Below are 16,607 nucleotides of genomic sequence, written 5' to 3'. Positions count from 1 at the left end.
GGCCCAGCATGCCGTCGACGTCCGCATCGAACTTGCCTTCCTGCCTTGCGAGTCGGGAAGCCGCGTCACCTGGTCCGCCGACCTGATCGTGCGCGGCCCGGCCGCCAGCGTCGGGCAGCGCGTTGCCCCGGGAGGTCGCCGGCCGGGCCATCGGCGACGTGCTGCAGAGCGCGGCGGCCCTGGCCTGATCCCGTCCTCCCGAAGCCGGAGCTTGGCCGAGCCGAGGCTCCCTGCACCGGCCAGGGCCCGGCCAAGGTCCCTCCTGAACGCGGTGCGGCGCTGTCGGCGGGCGCCGCAGCGCCCCGTCTCTCTCCTGTCTTTCTTTCATCTCCGGATCGGATGGCCACCTTGCCCGGTGTCGACCTGCACAGCCATCTCGCCCCACAACTCGACGGCTGGGCCCGGAACGCCAACGGCCTCCTGCTGATCGACGGCCACCTGGTCGGACCGCCCGCTCTGTTCCGACCCGATCGCCTGGAGGACTATCTCGACGCGGCCGACCTGGACGAGGCGATCGTGACGATCCCGCCGCCGTTCTTCCGGCAGGACCTGAGCCGACCGGACGCGCACGGCTGGGTCCGGGCCGTCAACGACGGTCTGCTGCGCGCGCTGGACGGCCACGACCGACTCACTCTGCTCGCTCATCTCCCCCTGGAACACCCGGAGGTCGCGCTCGACGAGTACACCCGGCTGCGTGACGAGGAGGCGTGGGCCGGGCTGACCGCATCGGCCGGGGGCGGCTCCGTCTCTCTGGCCGACCCCGCGCTCGCCCCGCTCTGGAAGGTACTGGACGAGGACGGCCGCACCCTCCTCCTGCACCCGGGAACCTCCCCGGACCCTCGGCTGAGGCCGTTCTACCTCTCCAACCTCCTCGGCAACCCGGCAGAAACCGCACTGGCCGCCGCTCAGCTCGTCTTCGGCGACGTCCTCGCCCGGCATCCCCGGCTCCGGTTCGTGCTGGTCCACTGCGGCGGGCTGCTTCCCACCGTGGTCGGCCGCCGGCAGCGCGGCACCGACACCTGCCGCCCAGGCCTCCCCCCTGACCGAATCCCCGCGAGACGCGGTGCGCCGCTTCTACGTCGACTGCCTCGCCCATGACCCCGCCGTCGTCGACCTGGCGGTGACCACGTTCGGGGAGGACCGCATGGTCCTGGGCAGCGACTGGCCCTTCCCGATGGGCACCCAGGATCCGCGCGCCCTGATCGCCCACCGCGGCCAGGACTTCGTTCGGCGAACGGAAGCGAGGACGGCGCTGTCAGCACTGGGACGTCTGCATCCAACGCCGTGATCACAACCGGCGGTCATCCGGCAGCCGGCGTCATGCCACAGGCAACAAAGGGCCTGGAGCCGACTGCCGCTCCAGGATGGCGACGCCTTCCAAGGTCCGCCGCAGGACGCACCATCGGTGATCGAGTTCAGCCAGAGCGGGTCGACAAGAAGACACCTCGTACATGTACTTCACGCAGGCCCGAATGCGACCCGGATTCGACCCGGATTCGACCCGGATTCGACCCGGACGCTTTGTTCAGCGAGAAACATGGCCTCTGACCCACGGAACTAATGAGCGGCAGACGAGTCGGGCTGTACGCCGGGTTCTGTTCCGGAGGGGTCTCGCGAACCCTCCGGCGACGGCCATCCATCTAGGGCCGGTGTTGCCACCGGCCTCGTGCGGTCTACCCGCGGACTCGGGCGGGCAGCCCTCGAACGTCCGCGCAGGAGCCCTTTCCTATCCCTGGAAGTGACTCCCTCTTGACCTTGCTCCGGGTGGGGTTTACCTAGCTGCCCAGGTCACCCTGGGCACTGGTGGTCTCTTACACCGCCGTTTCACCCTTACCCAGCACCTGAGTGCTGGGCGGTTTGTTTTCTGTGGCACTGTCCCGCGGGTCACCCCGGGTGGCCGTTAGCCACCACCCTGCCCTGTGGAGCCCGGACGTTCCTCGGGAAGCCCCCTAGGGGGACTCCACGCGGCCGTCCGCCCGGCTCGTCTGCCGTGTCGACCATGCTACCGGGCGTGCGCCCCTCCTCGGTCCCGCGGGCGCCGTCGCCAGGAAGGAGCCCGCCAGGATCAGGGCGAAGGAGGCGAGGACGGAGGCGGTGAGGGGTTCGCCCAGGAAGAGCGCTCCGGCCGCTACCGCCACCGCCGGGTTGACGTACGTGAAGACCGTCGCCCGGGTGGGGCCGACCTCTCGGATCAGTTCCAGGAAGGCGACGAAGGCCAACGCCGTGCAGATCACGCCCAGGCCCACGAGCGACACCAGTACGGGGGTCGAGGGCATCGTGGTCGGCCAGGTCAGGGCCGCCGCGGGGGCGTACACGACTGCTGCCAGCAGGAGGACCGGGGCTATCAGTTGCAGCGTGGGGACCTGCTTCAGGTGGCGGGCCATGATCAGGGGCGCAGTGGCGTAGCCGACGACCGTGATCGCGACCTCCGCCAGGGAGCGGGCATCGCCTCCCGTCAGGTGCGGGACCGTGAGGACCGCTACCCCTGCCAGGCCCAGGGCCAGGCCCACCGCACGTCGGGCGCCCAGCCGTTCCGTGTCGCCGAAGAAGCGGGCAAGAACGACCCCGACGATCGGGACGCCCGCGATCAACAGGCCGGCCGTGGAACTGGAGAGGTGGCGTTCGGCGTCGGTCAGCGTCCACCACGGGCCGATGACCTCGATGACCGCGAACGCCAGCATCGGGCGCCAGTGTGCCCGTACGGTCGCGGCCAGTCCGCCCTGACGGATCGCGAAGGGGAGGAGGAGGGCCGCGCCCAGGGCGCAGCGTACGAACACGACCATCGACGGGGAGACACCGTCCACCGCCACTTTGATCATCAGGTAGGGGATGCCCCAGAGGACTCCCATCAGAGAGAAGAGGAACCAGCCGCGTGCAGTCATGGGGGGAGTTTCGGCCGGGTCAGCGACCTACGTCTTGAACGCTGTTGCGGTACGCCGCCGGCGTCACCCCCAGCACCTTCCGGAACCACCTCGTCATATGGGCCTGGTCCGCGAAGCCCACCTGGCCGGCCACCTCCGCCGGGCGGCCGCCGAATTCCAGCAGGGTGCGGGCCCGGGCCACGCGGTGCTGGGCGAGCCAGGCGTACGGGGGCATGCCCATGGTCGTGCGGAAGGCGCGGAGCAGCTGGTAGCGGGAGAGGCCCAGGTCGGTGGCCAGGTCGGCCAGGGAGGGTGGCGCCATGAGCTCGTCGGCCAGGCGGTCTCGTACGGCGTGGGCGATCGTGCTCGCGCCGGGGACCGTGTCCGGGGTCGGACGGGACGTGGAGTGGCGGCGGGCCAGGGCCGTGAGCAGCCAGGGGAGGCGGGACTCGGCCTCCAGGGGATCGGGGCAGGTGCTCAGCTCGGTGTGGGCGGTGCGCAGGGCGGCGGCGAGTTCGGGGTCGTGGAGCAGGGGCTCGCGGAAGTGCGGGATGCCGCCGAGGATGCCGTCGGTGAGGAGGGCCGGGGCCGGGTAGAGCGCGCGGTAGGCGTAGGTGCCGTACGCCGACTCGCCGGTGTGGACCTCGCCGGGGGCCAGGACGACGATCGAGCCCTCCCCCACCTTGAGGGCACCGCCCCGGTAGTCGATGCACGAGGCGCCCAGGACGCAGATGCCCACGCTGAACTCCTCGTGCGTGTGCGGGGCGTAACGGTGGCGGTCGAAGCGGGCGGTGAGGAGGTCCAGGGGGCGGTCGGGGCGGCCGAGGGTGGCGCGGGTCCAGCGGGTCTCGCCGTGTTCGTTCACTTCGTGCCCCGCTCCCCCGGCCCTCGTGCTTCGCCACCGGTTCTCCAGGTTACGCACACGTCATGCTCTCGCCCCGCCGGAGGCGCTCGCTTGACCCTGCCGCAGCGTCAACGTTTCTACTGGTCCCATGCGGATCGGAGAGCTGGCCGCGGCCGTCGGGGTGACCACTCGGGCTGTGCGGCACTACCACCACCTGGGGCTGCTGTCGGAGCCGGAGCGGCGGGCCAACGGGTATCGGGACTACACCTTGCGGCACGCGGTCGTGCTGGCGCGGATTCGGCGGCTCACGGAGCTGGGGCTCGGACTCGCCGAGGTGCGGGACGTGCTCGCGGACGACGCGGGGCGTGAACTTGCCGAGGTTCTCCGGGAGTTGGACGACGATCTGGCCCGGCAGGAGACGGCGATCCGGGAGCGCCGGGATCGGTTGCGGGTGCTGATGGAGGAGGCACGGCAGGGGCGGCTGCCGGCCGAGGGGCCCGTCTCGCCCGAACTCGCCGCCCTCTTCGGACGGTTCGGGCCCGCCCCGGAGTCCGCGATGGCCACCAAGGACCGGGAGGTGTTCGCACTGCTGGAGACGACCGCGACGCCCGAGGTGCGGACGGAGATGATGACCTGGCTGGAGGCCATGATGGCGGCGCCCGGCGCCGTCGAACGGGCCCACGAGACATACGCGCTGCTCGACGCGCTCGCCGACGCCGAGCCCGACGACCCCCGCGTGGCGGAGGCGGCCCGGATGCTGGCCGAACTGATCCCCGCGGACATGGTCCCGCTGGACATCGACATCGACATCGACGAGGACGGCGGCAGCAGCAGCTTCCTGCGCGCCTTCTACGCCGACCTCGCCCCGGCCCAGGCGGAGGCCATCCGCCGCACGCTTCGGACACTGACGGAGGACCGTCGATGAGAGGCACTTTGACGAGCACTTTCCGGATCGCCCGCATCCTCGTTCGCCATGAACTCCTACTCCTCACCAGCCTGCTGCGCTGGATCGCCCGGCGTCCGCACGGCGTCGGGGCCCGTGACGGGGACGGTGACGGTGACGGGCGGGCCTTCGGGTACGCGCGTGGGCAGGGAGCCCTCATGCTCGGTTTCGGGTTCGTGTGTGTCATCGAGACGGTGACGATGTCCGTGCTGCTGCGCGATCTGCCGACCGTGCACCACGTCTTCCTCGTCCTCGACGTCTACACGGTCCTGATCATCGCCGGGCTCCACGCGGCCTCGGTGACCCGTCCCCACGTTCTCACCAGCACCACCCTGCGTCTGCGTCGCTTCATCGCCGTGGATGTGCGGATACCGCTGACCGCCGTCGCGTCGGTCCGCCGCGAGCTGCGTACGACGCACGAGAAGCGGGACGGCGAACTCAACCTGGACATCGCCTCGCAGACCACCATCGCCCTGGAACTGTCCGAGCCTGTCGAGTACTTGACGCTCTTCGGTCGGCGGAGGGCGGTACGGCTCGTGCGCTTCAACGCCGACGAGGCAGATCAACTCGCATGTGCGGTACGGGAGTTCATGCCGGAACGAAGCGAACCTTCGCCGTCCCCGGGTGTGCCCGCGTGAGTCGTACGCGTAGCCGCTCACCCAGGGGCAGCCGCTCACCTTCGGGCGCGTCAAGGCGGCCGATGATCGCCGGGGATTCCAACTGCACGGTTCCTACCGCTGGTTCACGCTCCTCCACGTCCACCACACAGCCCTCGAAGACCTCCCCGACCCGGTCCTTCAGCAGCGCGGCCTCGACGATGTCCACGCATTCGCGTTCCACGCTACCCGCCCGGCGGGTGCCGTCGGCCATCTCGTCGGGGAGTGCGTCGAGGGCGGCCAGGACCCACTCGGGGGGTGGTTCACCGGCCGTCGCCGCGAGGCAGATCTCCGAGGCGTAGCGGTCGACGAGGCGGCGGAGGGGGGCCGTGCAGTGGGCGTAGGGGGCGGCGACGGCGGAGTGCGTGGTGATGTCGGGGAGGTCGCCGTCCCGGAAGACCGTGTAGCGCGCGCCGCGCAGGAGGGTCGTGCACTCCAGGAGGAAGGCCGCGTGGCGGGGTTCGTGCGGGTCGAGGGAGCGGACGAGCCGCGCGTACGAGACGTGGTGGGGCCAGTCGACGCGCAGGGCCCTGGCGGTACGGCGCAGGCGGCCGACGGCTCCATCAGGGGCGGCGGGGATGGTGCGCAGTACGCCGGTGCCGTGGGCCAGCATCAGGTCGGCGGCGGCCATGCCGGTGAGCAGGGAGATCTGGGCGTTCCAGCCGTCGGCGGGGAGGGGGACGCGGTACGCCAGCTCGTAGCTCTCGTCGCCCTCGACGTGCTCGACGTGCTCGACGTGCTCGACGTGCTCGACGTGCTCGACGATCTCCTGTTCGGGGACGTTGAGGGAGACGCCGCCGCGTTCGACCTCGAGTCGCTCGCGCAGCTGTCCGATCTCCTTCAGCAGGGCGAGCGGTTCTTCCGCGGTGCCCGCGTCGATCTCCTTCTGTACGGCCTCGTAGTCCAGCTTGGCGCGGCTGCGCACCAGGGCGCGGCGGACGTCGACGGCGGCGGTACGGCCGTCCGTGTCGAGGTCCAGCGTCCACAGCACCGCCGGGCGGATGTGGTCCGGAAGCAGGCTGGCGGCGCCTTCGGAGAGGCAGGCGGGGTGCAGGGGGACCTTGTCGTCGGGGAAGTACAGGGTCATCACCCGGCGATGGGCCTCGGCGTCGAGCGCGGTGCCGGGGGTGACGAACGCGGCGACGTCGGCGATGGCGTACCGGACGCAGTAGCCGGCGCCCGGGCGGCGGGACAGGTGCATCGCCTGGTCGAGGTCGGTGGCGGCGGGAGGGTCGATGGTGCAGAAGGGGATGTCCGTGGCGTCATACGACGGGAGGCGGGGCGACTTCGCCGCGTGCTCCGCCTCGACGAGGACCTGGAGCGGGAAGGCGTCGGGCACACCGAGTTCACCGCGCAGCGCGCGCAGGGCCGCCCGCAGGGGAGCCTCGGGGGCGCCCATGACGCGGATGTGGCGGCGGGGCATGGGTCGAGCGTAGGGCGGGGCGGGCGGGACGGCACCCCGGCCGCACCCCGGCCGCACCCCGGCCGCACCCGGCCGCACCCGGCCGCACCCCGACCGGCGCTGCGGAAGCCCCCCTTCCCACCCCGTACCCTGTCGCGGAGCCCTACAGACGCAAGGAGTACCCGTGCTCGTCCTGCTGCCCCCGTCCGAAGGAAAGGCCCCCTCGGCGGGTGGCACTCCGCTGAAGCTGGAGGGCCTTTCCCTGCCGGCGCTCACCGGGGCGCGCGAGGCCGTGCTCGGTGAGTTGGTCGAGTTGTGCGCGGGCGACGAGGACAAGGCCCGGGAGGTGCTCGGGCTGAGCGAGGGGCTGCGGGGCGAGGTCGCCAAGAACGCGGAACTGCTGACGGCGGGGGCGCGCCCGGCCGGGCAGATCTACACGGGGGTGCTGTACGACGCCCTCGACCTGGCCACGCTGGATGCCGCCGCGAAGAGGCGGGCCGCGCGCTCGCTGCTGGTCTTCTCCGGGCTGTGGGGCGCGGTTCGGGTGACGGACCGTATCCCCTCCTACCGCTGCTCGATGGGCGTGAAGCTGCCCGGCATCGGCGCGCTGGGCACGCACTGGCGTACGCCGATGGCGTCGGCGCTCCCCGAGGCGGCCGGCGACGGTCTCGTCCTCGACCTGCGGTCCTCCGCGTACGCCGCCGCCTGGAAGCCGAAGGGTGAGGTGGCCGGGCGGACGGCGACCGTACGGGTGCTGCACGCGCCGACCCGGAAGGTGGTCAGCCACTTCAACAAGGCGACCAAGGGCCGGATCGTACGGAGTCTGCTGTCGGCCGGGATCGCGCCCAAGGGTCCGGCGGAGCTGGTGGAGGCGCTGCGGGACCTCGGGTACGTGGTGGAGGTGGAGCCGCCGGCGAAGGCGGGGGCGGCTTGGACGCTGGATGTGCTGGTGGACGAGATCCACTGAGGCCACCCGCCGGCAGTCATGTGAGGCCATCCACCGGCAGTGAGACCATCCACCGGCCGTGAGACCATCCACCGGCAGTGAGCCATCCACCGGCAGTGAGCCATCCACCGGCAGTGAGGTCATCTGCCCACTCATTGCAACATGCGCAACGATCTTTGCGCATGCTGAATCATGTGGGCAGGATGGCGCCATGTCCCTGTCTCTGCTGGACCTCGCCCCCGTCGTGCCCGTCGTCGTCATCGAGGACGCCTCCGACGCCGTGCCGCTCGCTCGGGCGCTGGTCGCGGGCGGGCTGCCCGCGATCGAGGTGACGCTGCGGACGGAGGCCGGGCTCGACGCGATCCGGGCGATCTCCGGCGCGGTGCCGGAGGCGGTGGTCGGCGCGGGCACGGTCGTCACGCCGGAGCAGGTGACGGAGTCGGTGCGGGCCGGTGCGCGGTTTCTGGTGAGCCCGGGCTGGACGGACGCGCTGCTGGCGGCGATGCGGGCGTCCGGGGTGCCGTTCCTGCCGGGAGTGTCGACCACGTCGGAGGTCGTGGCGCTGCTGGAGCGCGGGGTGAGGGAGATGAAGTTCTTCCCGGCGCAGGCGGCGGGCGGTACGGCGTATCTGCGGTCGCTGGCCGGGCCGTTGCCGCAGGCGCGGTTCTGCCCGACCGGGGGAATCGGTCCGGCCGACGCGCCGGAGTATCTCGCCCTCCCCAACGTCGGCTGTGTCGGGGGAACTTGGATGCTTCCGGCGGACGCGCTTGCCGCGCGGGACTGGGCGCGGGTCGAGACGTTGGCGCGGGAGGCGGCGGCGCTGCGCCACCACCTCCGGTCAGCGCAGGTGTGATGTGTCGTTGAGGAGGCGGAGGGTGGCGTTGCCGTCGGCGTAGTACGCCAGTGCCGACAGCGAGGCCGCCGACACTTCCATGCGGAACAGGGACTCCGGGGGTGCGCCGAGGGCCAGGCGTACCAGGGTCTTGATCGGCGTGACGTGCGTGACGAGCAGGACCGTACGGCCCCGGTACGCCGCGACGAGCTCGTCGCGGGTGGCGGCGACGCGCTGGGCCACGGCCTCGAAGCTCTCGCCGCCGCCGGTGGGTCGGGCCTCCGGCGAGGCCAGCCAGGCGTTCATGTCGTCCGGGTACCGCTCCCGCACCTCACCGAAGGTCAGCCCCTCCCAGGCACCGAAGTCGCTCTCCCTCAGCCCGTCCTCGACGGCGACCCGCAGCCCCAGCCGGGCGGCGACGATCTCCGCCGTCTCGCGGCAGCGGGCCAGCGGCGACGACACGATCACCTGAATGGTGCCGCGAGCGGCGAGGGCCCCGGCGACGCGCTCCGCCTGATGTCGCCCGACCTCCGACAGCGCGGGATCCGACCCGCCGCTCCCCGAAAACCTCTTCTCCGGCGTCAACGGGGTCTCGCCGTGCCGGAGCAGCACGAAGGTGGCGGGGGTGCCGAGATCAGGGCCGGCGGAGGCGACGTTCTTGGCGGCACGGATATCGGCGGCGGCTTTACGCGAGGCTGTGGTGGGGCCGGCGGCCGGCGCGGAAGTCGACGCCACGTCGCCGGGTGGACCGGAGGGCTCGGAGACCGTGGCTACCGTGGCTGCCCTCCCCCTCGCCGTCTGGGCGTCCAGCTCCGCCGTGGACGTCGAGGCCGACCACCGCTCGCCCCGCTTGCCCGCGTCCATCGCCTCGTTGGCGAGGCGGTCGGCGTGCTTGTTCTGCTCTCGCGGGATCCACTCGTAGGTGACCTGGCCGGGTGGGAAGACGTGGGCGGCCTCGGTGGCCAGGGGCTGCATGGCGGGGTGCTTGATCTTCCAGCGGCCGGACATCTGCTCGACGACCAGCTTGGAGTCCATGCGGACGCGGACGGTGGCCGTCGGGTCAAGGGCGTGGGCCGCCCTCAACCCCGCGATGAGCCCTCGGTACTCGGCGACGTTGTTCGAGGCGACGCCGATGTGCTCGGCCGCCTCCACCAGCGTCTCGCCCGTCACCGCGTCGAGGACGACCGAACCGTAGCCCGCGGGCCCCGGGTTGCCCCGGGAACCGCCGTCGGCCTCGACGATGAACTCCCGCACCACGTAACCCTCTTGGTGTCCCTTACAGACCCGACTCCGACGTGCGCACCAGGATGCGGCGGCAGTTCTCGCAGCGGATGACCGTGTCGGCGGCGGCATTGCGGATCTCATTGATGTCGGTGATCGACAGCTCCTGGCGGCAGCCCTGGCACGTGCGCTGGTACAGCTTGGCCGCGCCGATGCCGCCCTGCTGCTCGCGCAGCTTGTCGTAGAGCTTGAGGAGGTCGGCGGGGACGGAGCCGGCGATGACCTCGCGCTCCTTCGTCACCGTCGCCACCTCGCCGTCGATCTCCTCGAACGCGGCGTCCCGGCGGGCGGTCGCGTCGTCGATCTTCCCCTGGACGGCACCGACCCGCTCGGTCAGTTCGGCGACCCGCTCCTGCGTGGCCTCCCGGCGCTCCATGACCTCCAGGACGATGTCCTCCAGGTCGCCCTGCCGCTTGGCGAGGGAGGCGATCTCGCGCTGGAGGTTCTCCAGGTCCTTCGGGGAGGTGATCGCGCCGGAGTCCAGGCGCTGCTGGTCGCGCGTGGCGCGCTGGCGCACCTGGTCCACGTCCTGCTCGGCCTTGGTCTGCTCGCGGGCGGTGTCGCTCTCCTCGGTCTGCGCGGCCACGAGCAGGTCGCGCAGCTGCGTCTGGTCCTTCGTCAGCGACTCGATCTCGGCGTGCTCGGGCAGCGACCTCCGCCGGTGCGCGAGCTGCTGCAGGCGTACGTCGAGGTCCTGGACGTCGAGGAGTCGGATCTGGTCGGCGGGCGCGGCGTTCAGTTGGGGGCTCCTGCGGTTGATTCGGGGGAGGCCGCGTGGGCCGTCCAGGGGTCGGTGACCGTCTTCGAGACGTGGACGCGCAGTCCCCATCCCTTCCGGTCGGAGATCTCGTCGAGCTGGGCGGCGGCCAGCTCGCACCAGGGCCATTCGGTGGCCCAGTGCGCAGCGTCGAGCAGCGCGAGAGGGGTTCCGGATGCTTCCGTCGTACGGGCGACGGCCTCGGAGGCCGGATGGTGACGCAGGTCCGCGGTGAGGAAGGCGTCGACGCCGGCCGAGCGTACGTCGTCGAAGAGGCTGTCGCCGGAGCCGCCGCTGACGGCGACCGTGCGGACGACCGCGTCGGGGTCACCGGCGACCCGGATGCCCTGCGCGGTGGCGGGCAGCCGCTCGGCGGCCCGCGCGGCCAGCTCTCGTACGGTCACGGGGTGGTCCAGCTCGCAGACCCGGCCGAGACCGCGCCGGCCTTCGGGGTCGGAGGGGTCCGCTACGAGCGGCCGTACGACTCTCAGGTCCAGCGCGCCCGCCAACGCGTCGCTGACGCCCGGGTCGGCGGTGTCGGCGTTGGTGTGGGCGACGTGCAGCGCGATGTCGTTCTTGATCAGGGTGTGCACGACCCGGCCCTTGAAGGTGGAGGCCGCCACCGTCGTCGTACCGCGCAGATAGAGCGGGTGGTGGGTGACCAGCAGATCGGCACCCAGCTTCACCGCTTCCTCGACGATCTCCCGGACGGGGTCGACGGCGAACAGGACCCGCGTGACCTCCTGGCCGGGGTCCCCGCAGACCGTGCCGACCGCATCCCATCCCTCGGCCCTCTCGGGCGGCCAGAGGGCGTCGAGCTCGGCGATGACTTCAGACAGACGGGGCACGCACCAAAGGCTACCTGCACTGCTCCCCTCCCAGACCTGCCACGGGTCACTTGACCAGCCGCCCCTCCCTTCCCACCGGGCCGGCCGCTCACCCGACGCATCGGCCAGCACATCCACCGCCGTTCCCTCAGGCGAATCGCGGGATGAGCACCCTTATGTGTGAAAGGCGAGCCCGGTTGTCTCCCGTCTGTGCGTACGAAAACTAGCTTCGTCGCTGGAGGTGATCGAACGATGACGGCCTGTACATCCCCATCACCCACGACGGGCCACGGGAATGACGGGAATGAGACGGGACGGGGGGACCAAGGGATCGACAGCTACGGCGGGAACGGCGGAACCGACAGCACCGGCGGGACTGACCACGTCGACCGGCCCACGCCCCCGCCCGGCTGCGTGATCACCGCCGACGGGTCGTACGCGGCACGCCTCGCCCTCGCCGGCGAGTCCTGGTTCCCCGAGCGCTGGACCCTGGACGGCCCCGAGCCGTACGCCGTCCCCCTGCCCGGCAACCAGCCCGAGGAGCCCGGCACCGAAGTCCTCCCCATGACCGACGGCCGCGTCCTCATCCACCGGCTGGCGGCCGACCGGCACCTGTTCTCGCTCCTCTACCCGACCGGCCCCGGCACCGGTGAGCTCGAACTCGGCTCGGTGGAGTACGCCGACCCGGCGACCGAGTTGCGGCTGCTGCGGCCCGGTCCGTGCGGGGAGCGGGCGTACGCCCTCGCCGTAGGGGCCCGTTCCACGACGGTGTGGATGGTGGTGGGCGGGACCTACGGGCCGGAGCGGCTGGCGGAGATCCCGGGGCGCTGTTCGGGTGGGGTCTGGCTGGACGGGACGGGCCGACTGCTCGCACTGGACCAGGAGCTGGACGGCCGGACGAAGACGGTGGCGGTGGACCTGGAGCTGGACGGCGAGCTCTCGCCGCTGCTGCAGATCTCGGACCACAGCAACGACCGTCTGCTGCTGGCCGACCCCGACAGCGGACTGCTGCTGATCCGCTCCGACGCGCCCTCGCCCGGCCAGGACAGGCTCGGCTGGGGCGTGTTGGGCAGCACCCTGCCGGTCCGCTTCCCGGAGTGCCTGCGCGTTCCCGACGGCCACCGCGTCACGCCCTTCGCCATCCAGCCGGGCCAGATCCTGACCCCCGAGAGCTGCGCGGTCGCCCTGCGCGTCGACGGTGCCCGGACCTCCTGGGTCGGCGTCTGGCGCCCGGCCTCACGAGAGGTCCACCATCTGGCCGCTCCCGAGGGGTGGTTGACGGGGGCCGGGCTGTGGAGCCGGGACGGGGTCCTTCAACTGCCGTACACCAACGGGGCGGTGCGATGCGGAGTGGCTCGGGTGGGGGTGGCGTGGGAAGGATCCGTGGAGGTTTCGCAGGAGATCTCGCAGGAGGGATCTCAAGGGGGATCACACGAAGGTTCCCCAGCGGCGGAGCCGGGGTGCGCCGGGGCCCCGGGCGCCGAGGAGCCCGCGTCGGCGGGGGATTCGCCTACGTCAGGGGCGGTTTCGTCCGCACCCGTCGCGACGCGGCCCGTGCCGTTGCAGCAGGCGCCGCTGGAAGGGCGGATGCCGGAGGAGGTGACGGTCGGATAACGATGACCGTGCCCGTGCGAAGGCGAACGGGAAGGTGGCGGGGCGACACGCCCTTCGGCGCCTTCGGGCCCTGTCGGGCGGCCCGTTAAACTCACCCGCCGTAAGAAGATCATGCGACGGGGTGAACACTTCCTATGAGCGACGCGCACACAACCCAGCCGCCCACCGCCGACCTCCATGAGGCGGAAGGCCACGGCAAGCACCGCGGCCGGCTCTCGGACCACGAAGCCGAGACGACGCCACGCGGACGTCACCGCAAGCCGGCCGAACAGACGGAGTCGACGACGGCTGCCTGAACGGCGGCGCGATTCACATCTGGCGAAACGTCAATTCACTGACGTGACCCGCCACTTCACCACCATGGGGCCCCGCTCGTCATCACGGACGAGCGGGGCTTCTGTTGTCAGACCTGCCGCTTCAACCCCAGTACTTCCACCGCCGCGAACGTCTCCCCCTCCGGCCGGTCGACGTAGTGCGGCGTGAGCAGTGCGTCCAGTTCGTCGTACGTGAACGCGTCCTGCTTGGTGTCGAACTTCGCCTGGACGCGGGGGCGTTCGACGATCGCGACCATTCCGCCGTGGACGACGAGGAGCTGCCCGTTGACCTGTGCGGCGGCGGGTGAGGCCAAGTAGCCGACGAGCGGGGCGACATGCTCGGGGGCGAGGGGGTCGAGGGGGGCCAGGTCGCCGGAGGCGGGCTCGCCGAACACGTCCTCGGTCATCCTGGTCCGCGCTCGGGGGCAGATCACGTTCGCCGTGACGCCGTACTTGGCGAGTGCGAGCGCCGTGGACGTGGTCAGTCCGACGATGCCTCCCTTCGCCGCCGCGTAGTTGGGCTGGCCGGCGGAGCCCGCGAGGAACGCCTCCGACGAGGTGTTCACAATCCGCCCGTACACCGGGCCTCCCACCGCCTTGGAGCGCTGCCGCCAGTGCGCGGCGGCGAAGCGGGTGGTGTTGAAGTGGCCCTTGAGGTGGACGCGGATCACCGCGTCCCACTCCTCCTCGGACATGGAGAAGACCATGCGGTCGCGCAGGATGCCGGCGTTGTTGACCAGGATGTCGAGCTTGCCGAACTCCTCGACCGCCCGCTCGACCAGCTCATGGGCCTGTTGGAAGTCGGCTACGTCCCCCGTGTGGGCGAGCGCCTCGCCGCCCGCCGCACGGATCTCGGCGGCGACCTCCTCAGCGGGAGCGGCGCAGGCCTCACCCGAGCCGTCCCGGCCGGGCTGCCCGTAGTCGTTCACGACGACGGCCGCGCCGAGCCGGGCGAGCTCCAGTGCCTCGGCCCGGCCCAGGCCCCGGCCGGCGCCGGTGACGATCGCGGTGAGTCCCTCAAGTGGCAGCGACATACGGGGCCCTCAGATCTCGATGCACGTACGGAGTGAGGTCCCCGTCCGCATCTGGTCCAGCGCCTCGTTGATGTCGGCGAGCGGCACCCGGTGGGTGATCAGGCCCTCCAGGTCGATACGGCCGGCGCGCCACAGGGTGATGGCCCGCTCGTAGGAGCGCAGGACGTCTCCGCCGCCGTACAGGGAGGGCAGGATCCGTTTCTCGTCGAAGAACAGCTCGAACATGCTGAGCTGGAGGAAGTCGTCCATGGCGCCCGCGCCGACGACGACGAGGGTGCCGCCGCGCCGGGTGTTCTCGTACGCGGTGCGGGCGGTGGCCGAGCGGCCGACGACCTCGAAGACGTAGTCGAAGCCCTCGCCGCCGGTGACGGACTGCTTGGCGTCGGCGAGTTCGTCCGGCGAGACCGCCTTGGTGGCGCCGAACTTGAGGGCGGCCTCACGGCGCGAGACCACCGGGTCGACGGCGACGATCTCGGCGGCGCCCTTGAGCCGGGCGCCCTGGATCGCCGAGATGCCGACGCCGCCGCAGCCGATGACGGCGACCGACGAACCGGCCTCCAGGTCGGCGGTGTTGAGCGCGGCGCCGAGCCCGGTGGTGACCCCGCAGCCGATGAGGGCGGCGACGTCGAACGGCACGTCGTCCGGTATCGGGACGGCGCAGCCGGCGTCGACCACGACCTCCTCGGCGAAGGTGCCGGTGCCCGCGAAGCCGAAGATGTCACCGGCGGGCCGCTTGAAGTTGGGCGTTCCGGCGTTCAGGAACCCGGCGAGGCAGAGTTCGGTCTGGCCGCGCTTACAGGCGGGGCAGGTGCCGCAGGCCGGGAGCCAGCAGAGGACGACACGGTCGCCGGGCTTCACGTGGGTGACGCCCTCCCCGACGTCGAGTATCTCGCCGGCGCCCTCGTGGCCGGGGACGAACGGCCCGGGCTGGGGCAGCACCCCGGCCATGGCGGACAGGTCGGAGTGGCACAGCCCCGTGGCCCGCACCCGGATCCTCGCCTTGCCCGGCCCGAAGCCCGCCGCCTCGACGTCGTCGAGCACCTCCAGCTTGTCCTGGCCGATCTCGTGCAGTACGGCTGCGCGCATGGTGCGGCTCCCCTCAGGAGTGGCTGTCGTACGGTCGTGCCGTCGCGGTCCGGTCGTGCGCTTGTTGTCTTCAGGAGTGCGTCTTCAGGAGTGCGCTTCAGGAACTCGGCGTCTTCAGGAGTGCTCGACGATCGTGTCGGCCAGTACCGGCGCGTCGTCCCGCTCCACGGCCGTCACCTCCACCCGCACCGCGCCGTCGCCCGGCCGCCACATGCGGATGCGGAGGGTCTCGCCCGGGAAGACGACCCCGGCGAAGCGGGTGCCGTAGGAGCGGACGCGGCCGACGTCCCCGCCGAGCACCGTGTCCACGACCGCCTTCAACGTGATCCCGTACGTGCACAGCCCGTGCAGGATCGGCCGCTCGAACCCGGCGCGGGCCGCGAACTCCGGGTCGGCGTGCAACGGGTTCCAGTCGCCGGAGAGACGGTAGAGCAACGCCTGGTCCTCGCGTACGGTGCGCTCGACCTCCTTGTCGGGGTCGGTCGTCGGCGCGTCCAGGCGGGCGGAGGGGCCTCGGTCGCCGCCCCAGCCGCCCTCTCCCCGTACGAAGATCTGTGCCTCGTTGGTCCACAACGGGCCGTCGCCGTCCGCGACTTCGGTGCGCATGACCAGGACGGCCGCCTTGCCCTTGTCGTACACCGCCGCCACCCGTGAGGTGGCCGTGGCCCTGCCCTCGACCGGGATCGGCCGGTGCGATGCGACGCGCTGGCCGCCGTGCAGGACCTTGGCGAGGTCGACGTCCACGCCGGGGGCGTTCAGGCCGCCGATGACGTCCGGGGAGCCCGCGCCGGCGACGGTGGCGAAGCTCGGCAGGACGTGCAGCCGGGACTCCAGGGTGTAGCGCAGCTCGTCGGGGTCGGTCGCGGGGGCGCCGGCGCCGATGCCGAGGTGGTAGAGCAGGACGTCCTTGCGGGTCCAGGTGATCTCGGCGGAACGGGGCTCAGCCGCGAGGGCCTTGGCTGCGTCGATGGGCATGGGGCTCCTGTCGAGGGTGCGTGGCGCGGCTGCGTCGGGAACCTCGGTACGACCGTCCGCACCAGCGGCCGCACCGAGGTCGTCACGGGGACTCGGAACGCGCCTCTCGCCTTCTAGAACGCGTTCCAGTCCGGCGCACCTCTGTATAGCCGAGGGGGGTGTAGTTGTGAAGACTCCTGACGGCCCGTCACTTCCCCATGGATAGGTCAAGTTTTCGTTAGTCAGCCGAAACAAC

16 protein-coding genes, 1 other RNA gene and 1 pseudogene are annotated in these 16,607 nt (G+C 71.6%); 8 read left to right on the top strand and 10 right to left on the bottom strand.

From position 1 onward, the window contains the following. Positions 1 to 339: 339 nt before the first annotated feature. Complete coding sequence (locus CES90_RS12720; RefSeq protein ID WP_208921419.1) at positions 340 to 1,098, top strand: amidohydrolase family protein; 759 nt, start codon at positions 340 to 342, stop codon at positions 1,096 to 1,098. Continuing rightward, positions 1,064 to 1,288, top strand: coding sequence for an amidohydrolase family protein (locus CES90_RS51235; protein WP_208921418.1), 225 nt, complete (start codon positions 1,064 to 1,066; stop codon positions 1,286 to 1,288). Before CES90_RS12720 ends, CES90_RS51235 begins: the two co-directional genes overlap by 35 nt. A 280-nt stretch (positions 1,289 to 1,568) precedes the next feature. Here the strand turns inward: CES90_RS51235 and rnpB are convergent. From rnpB to CES90_RS12695, 3 genes and pseudogenes are all read right to left on the bottom strand, one after another. Then, positions 1,569 to 1,984: RNase P RNA component class A (gene rnpB / locus CES90_RS12710), an RNA gene on the bottom strand. Between the two features lie 118 nt (positions 1,985 to 2,102). Continuing rightward, positions 2,103 to 2,819: pseudogene (locus CES90_RS51945) on the bottom strand (DMT family transporter); the annotation flags it as partial. A gap of 82 nt (positions 2,820 to 2,901) precedes the next feature. Next, positions 2,902 to 3,726: a helix-turn-helix domain-containing protein gene (locus CES90_RS12695; protein ID WP_189784254.1), complete on the bottom strand. Its 825-nt coding sequence runs from the start codon at positions 3,724 to 3,726 to the stop codon at positions 2,902 to 2,904. Positions 3,727 to 3,853: 127 nt separating this feature from the next. On the opposite strand from CES90_RS12695, the gene CES90_RS12690 reads away from it, so the two are divergent. Both CES90_RS12690 and CES90_RS12685 read left to right on the top strand, forming a co-directional pair. Next, on the top strand, positions 3,854 to 4,630 hold the full coding sequence (locus CES90_RS12690) for a MerR family transcriptional regulator (RefSeq protein WP_189784253.1): 777 nt from the start codon (positions 3,854 to 3,856) through the stop codon (positions 4,628 to 4,630). Then, positions 4,627 to 5,286: a hypothetical protein gene (locus CES90_RS12685; protein ID WP_189784252.1), complete on the top strand. Its 660-nt coding sequence runs from the start codon at positions 4,627 to 4,629 to the stop codon at positions 5,284 to 5,286. Before CES90_RS12690 ends, CES90_RS12685 begins: the two co-directional genes overlap by 4 nt. On the opposite strand, the gene CES90_RS12680 is transcribed toward CES90_RS12685, so the two are convergent. Next, a complete protein-coding gene (locus CES90_RS12680; protein ID WP_189784251.1) occupies positions 5,237 to 6,727 on the bottom strand; it encodes an RNB domain-containing ribonuclease in 1,491 nt (496 codons plus the stop codon). The two genes, CES90_RS12685 and CES90_RS12680, sit on opposite strands and share 50 nt — an antisense overlap. Positions 6,728 to 6,890: 163 nt before the next feature. Here CES90_RS12680 and yaaA point away from each other — a divergent pair, with 163 nt between their 5' ends. Next, entirely contained in the window at positions 6,891 to 7,673 is a 783-nt protein-coding gene (gene yaaA / locus CES90_RS12675; RefSeq protein ID WP_189784250.1) for a peroxide stress protein YaaA, read from the top strand. A gap of 190 nt (positions 7,674 to 7,863) precedes the next feature. Continuing rightward, entirely contained in the window at positions 7,864 to 8,505 is a 642-nt protein-coding gene (locus CES90_RS12670) for a bifunctional 4-hydroxy-2-oxoglutarate aldolase/2-dehydro-3-deoxy-phosphogluconate aldolase (protein ID WP_189784249.1), read from the top strand. Here CES90_RS12670 and CES90_RS12665 read toward each other — a convergent pair. From CES90_RS12665 to CES90_RS12655, 3 genes are read right to left on the bottom strand one after another with little or no spacing between them, the layout of a single operon-like run. Then, positions 8,491 to 9,738: a bifunctional RNase H/acid phosphatase gene (locus CES90_RS12665; RefSeq protein WP_189784248.1), complete on the bottom strand. Its 1,248-nt coding sequence runs from the start codon at positions 9,736 to 9,738 to the stop codon at positions 8,491 to 8,493. The genes CES90_RS12670 and CES90_RS12665 overlap by 15 nt on opposite strands. Positions 9,739 to 9,760: 22 nt before the next feature. Next, on the bottom strand, positions 9,761 to 10,504 hold the full coding sequence (locus CES90_RS12660; RefSeq protein WP_189784335.1) for a zinc ribbon domain-containing protein: 744 nt from the start codon (positions 10,502 to 10,504) through the stop codon (positions 9,761 to 9,763). Continuing rightward, on the bottom strand, positions 10,501 to 11,370 hold the full coding sequence (locus CES90_RS12655) for a Nif3-like dinuclear metal center hexameric protein (RefSeq protein WP_189784247.1): 870 nt from the start codon (positions 11,368 to 11,370) through the stop codon (positions 10,501 to 10,503). Before CES90_RS12655 ends, CES90_RS12660 begins: the two co-directional genes overlap by 4 nt. Before the next feature lie 231 nt (positions 11,371 to 11,601). Here CES90_RS12655 and CES90_RS12650 point away from each other — a divergent pair, with 231 nt between their 5' ends. Both CES90_RS12650 and CES90_RS12645 read left to right on the top strand, forming a co-directional pair. Continuing rightward, positions 11,602 to 12,963, top strand: coding sequence for a hypothetical protein (locus CES90_RS12650; protein ID WP_189784246.1), 1,362 nt, complete (start codon positions 11,602 to 11,604; stop codon positions 12,961 to 12,963). 134 nt (positions 12,964 to 13,097) lie between these two features. Next, positions 13,098 to 13,259 carry a hypothetical protein gene (locus CES90_RS12645; RefSeq protein ID WP_189784245.1) on the top strand — a complete coding sequence of 54 codons (162 nt, stop codon included), beginning with the start codon at positions 13,098 to 13,100 and terminating at the stop codon, positions 13,257 to 13,259. A gap of 107 nt (positions 13,260 to 13,366) precedes the next feature. Here CES90_RS12645 and CES90_RS12640 read toward each other — a convergent pair whose 3' ends face one another. The 3 genes from CES90_RS12640 to CES90_RS12630 form a co-directional block, all read right to left on the bottom strand. Next, on the bottom strand, positions 13,367 to 14,311 hold the full coding sequence (locus tag CES90_RS12640; RefSeq protein WP_189784244.1) for a 3-oxoacyl-ACP reductase: 945 nt from the start codon (positions 14,309 to 14,311) through the stop codon (positions 13,367 to 13,369). A gap of 9 nt (positions 14,312 to 14,320) precedes the next feature. Further along, positions 14,321 to 15,397 (bottom strand): Zn-dependent alcohol dehydrogenase, encoded by a 1,077-nt coding sequence (locus CES90_RS12635; protein WP_189784243.1) that lies wholly within the window; start codon positions 15,395 to 15,397, stop codon positions 14,321 to 14,323. Between the two features lie 114 nt (positions 15,398 to 15,511). Beyond that, positions 15,512 to 16,372, bottom strand: coding sequence for a MaoC/PaaZ C-terminal domain-containing protein (locus CES90_RS12630; RefSeq protein ID WP_189784242.1), 861 nt, complete (start codon positions 16,370 to 16,372; stop codon positions 15,512 to 15,514). Positions 16,373 to 16,607: the final 235 nt, after the last annotated feature.

Origin of the sequence: Streptomyces capitiformicae (assembly GCF_002214185.1) — a bacterium.
In the GTDB taxonomy this organism is placed as follows: Bacteria; Actinomycetota; Actinomycetes; order Streptomycetales; family Streptomycetaceae; genus Streptomyces; species Streptomyces capitiformicae.
This window is presented reverse-complemented; position numbering and strand designations above follow the sequence as displayed.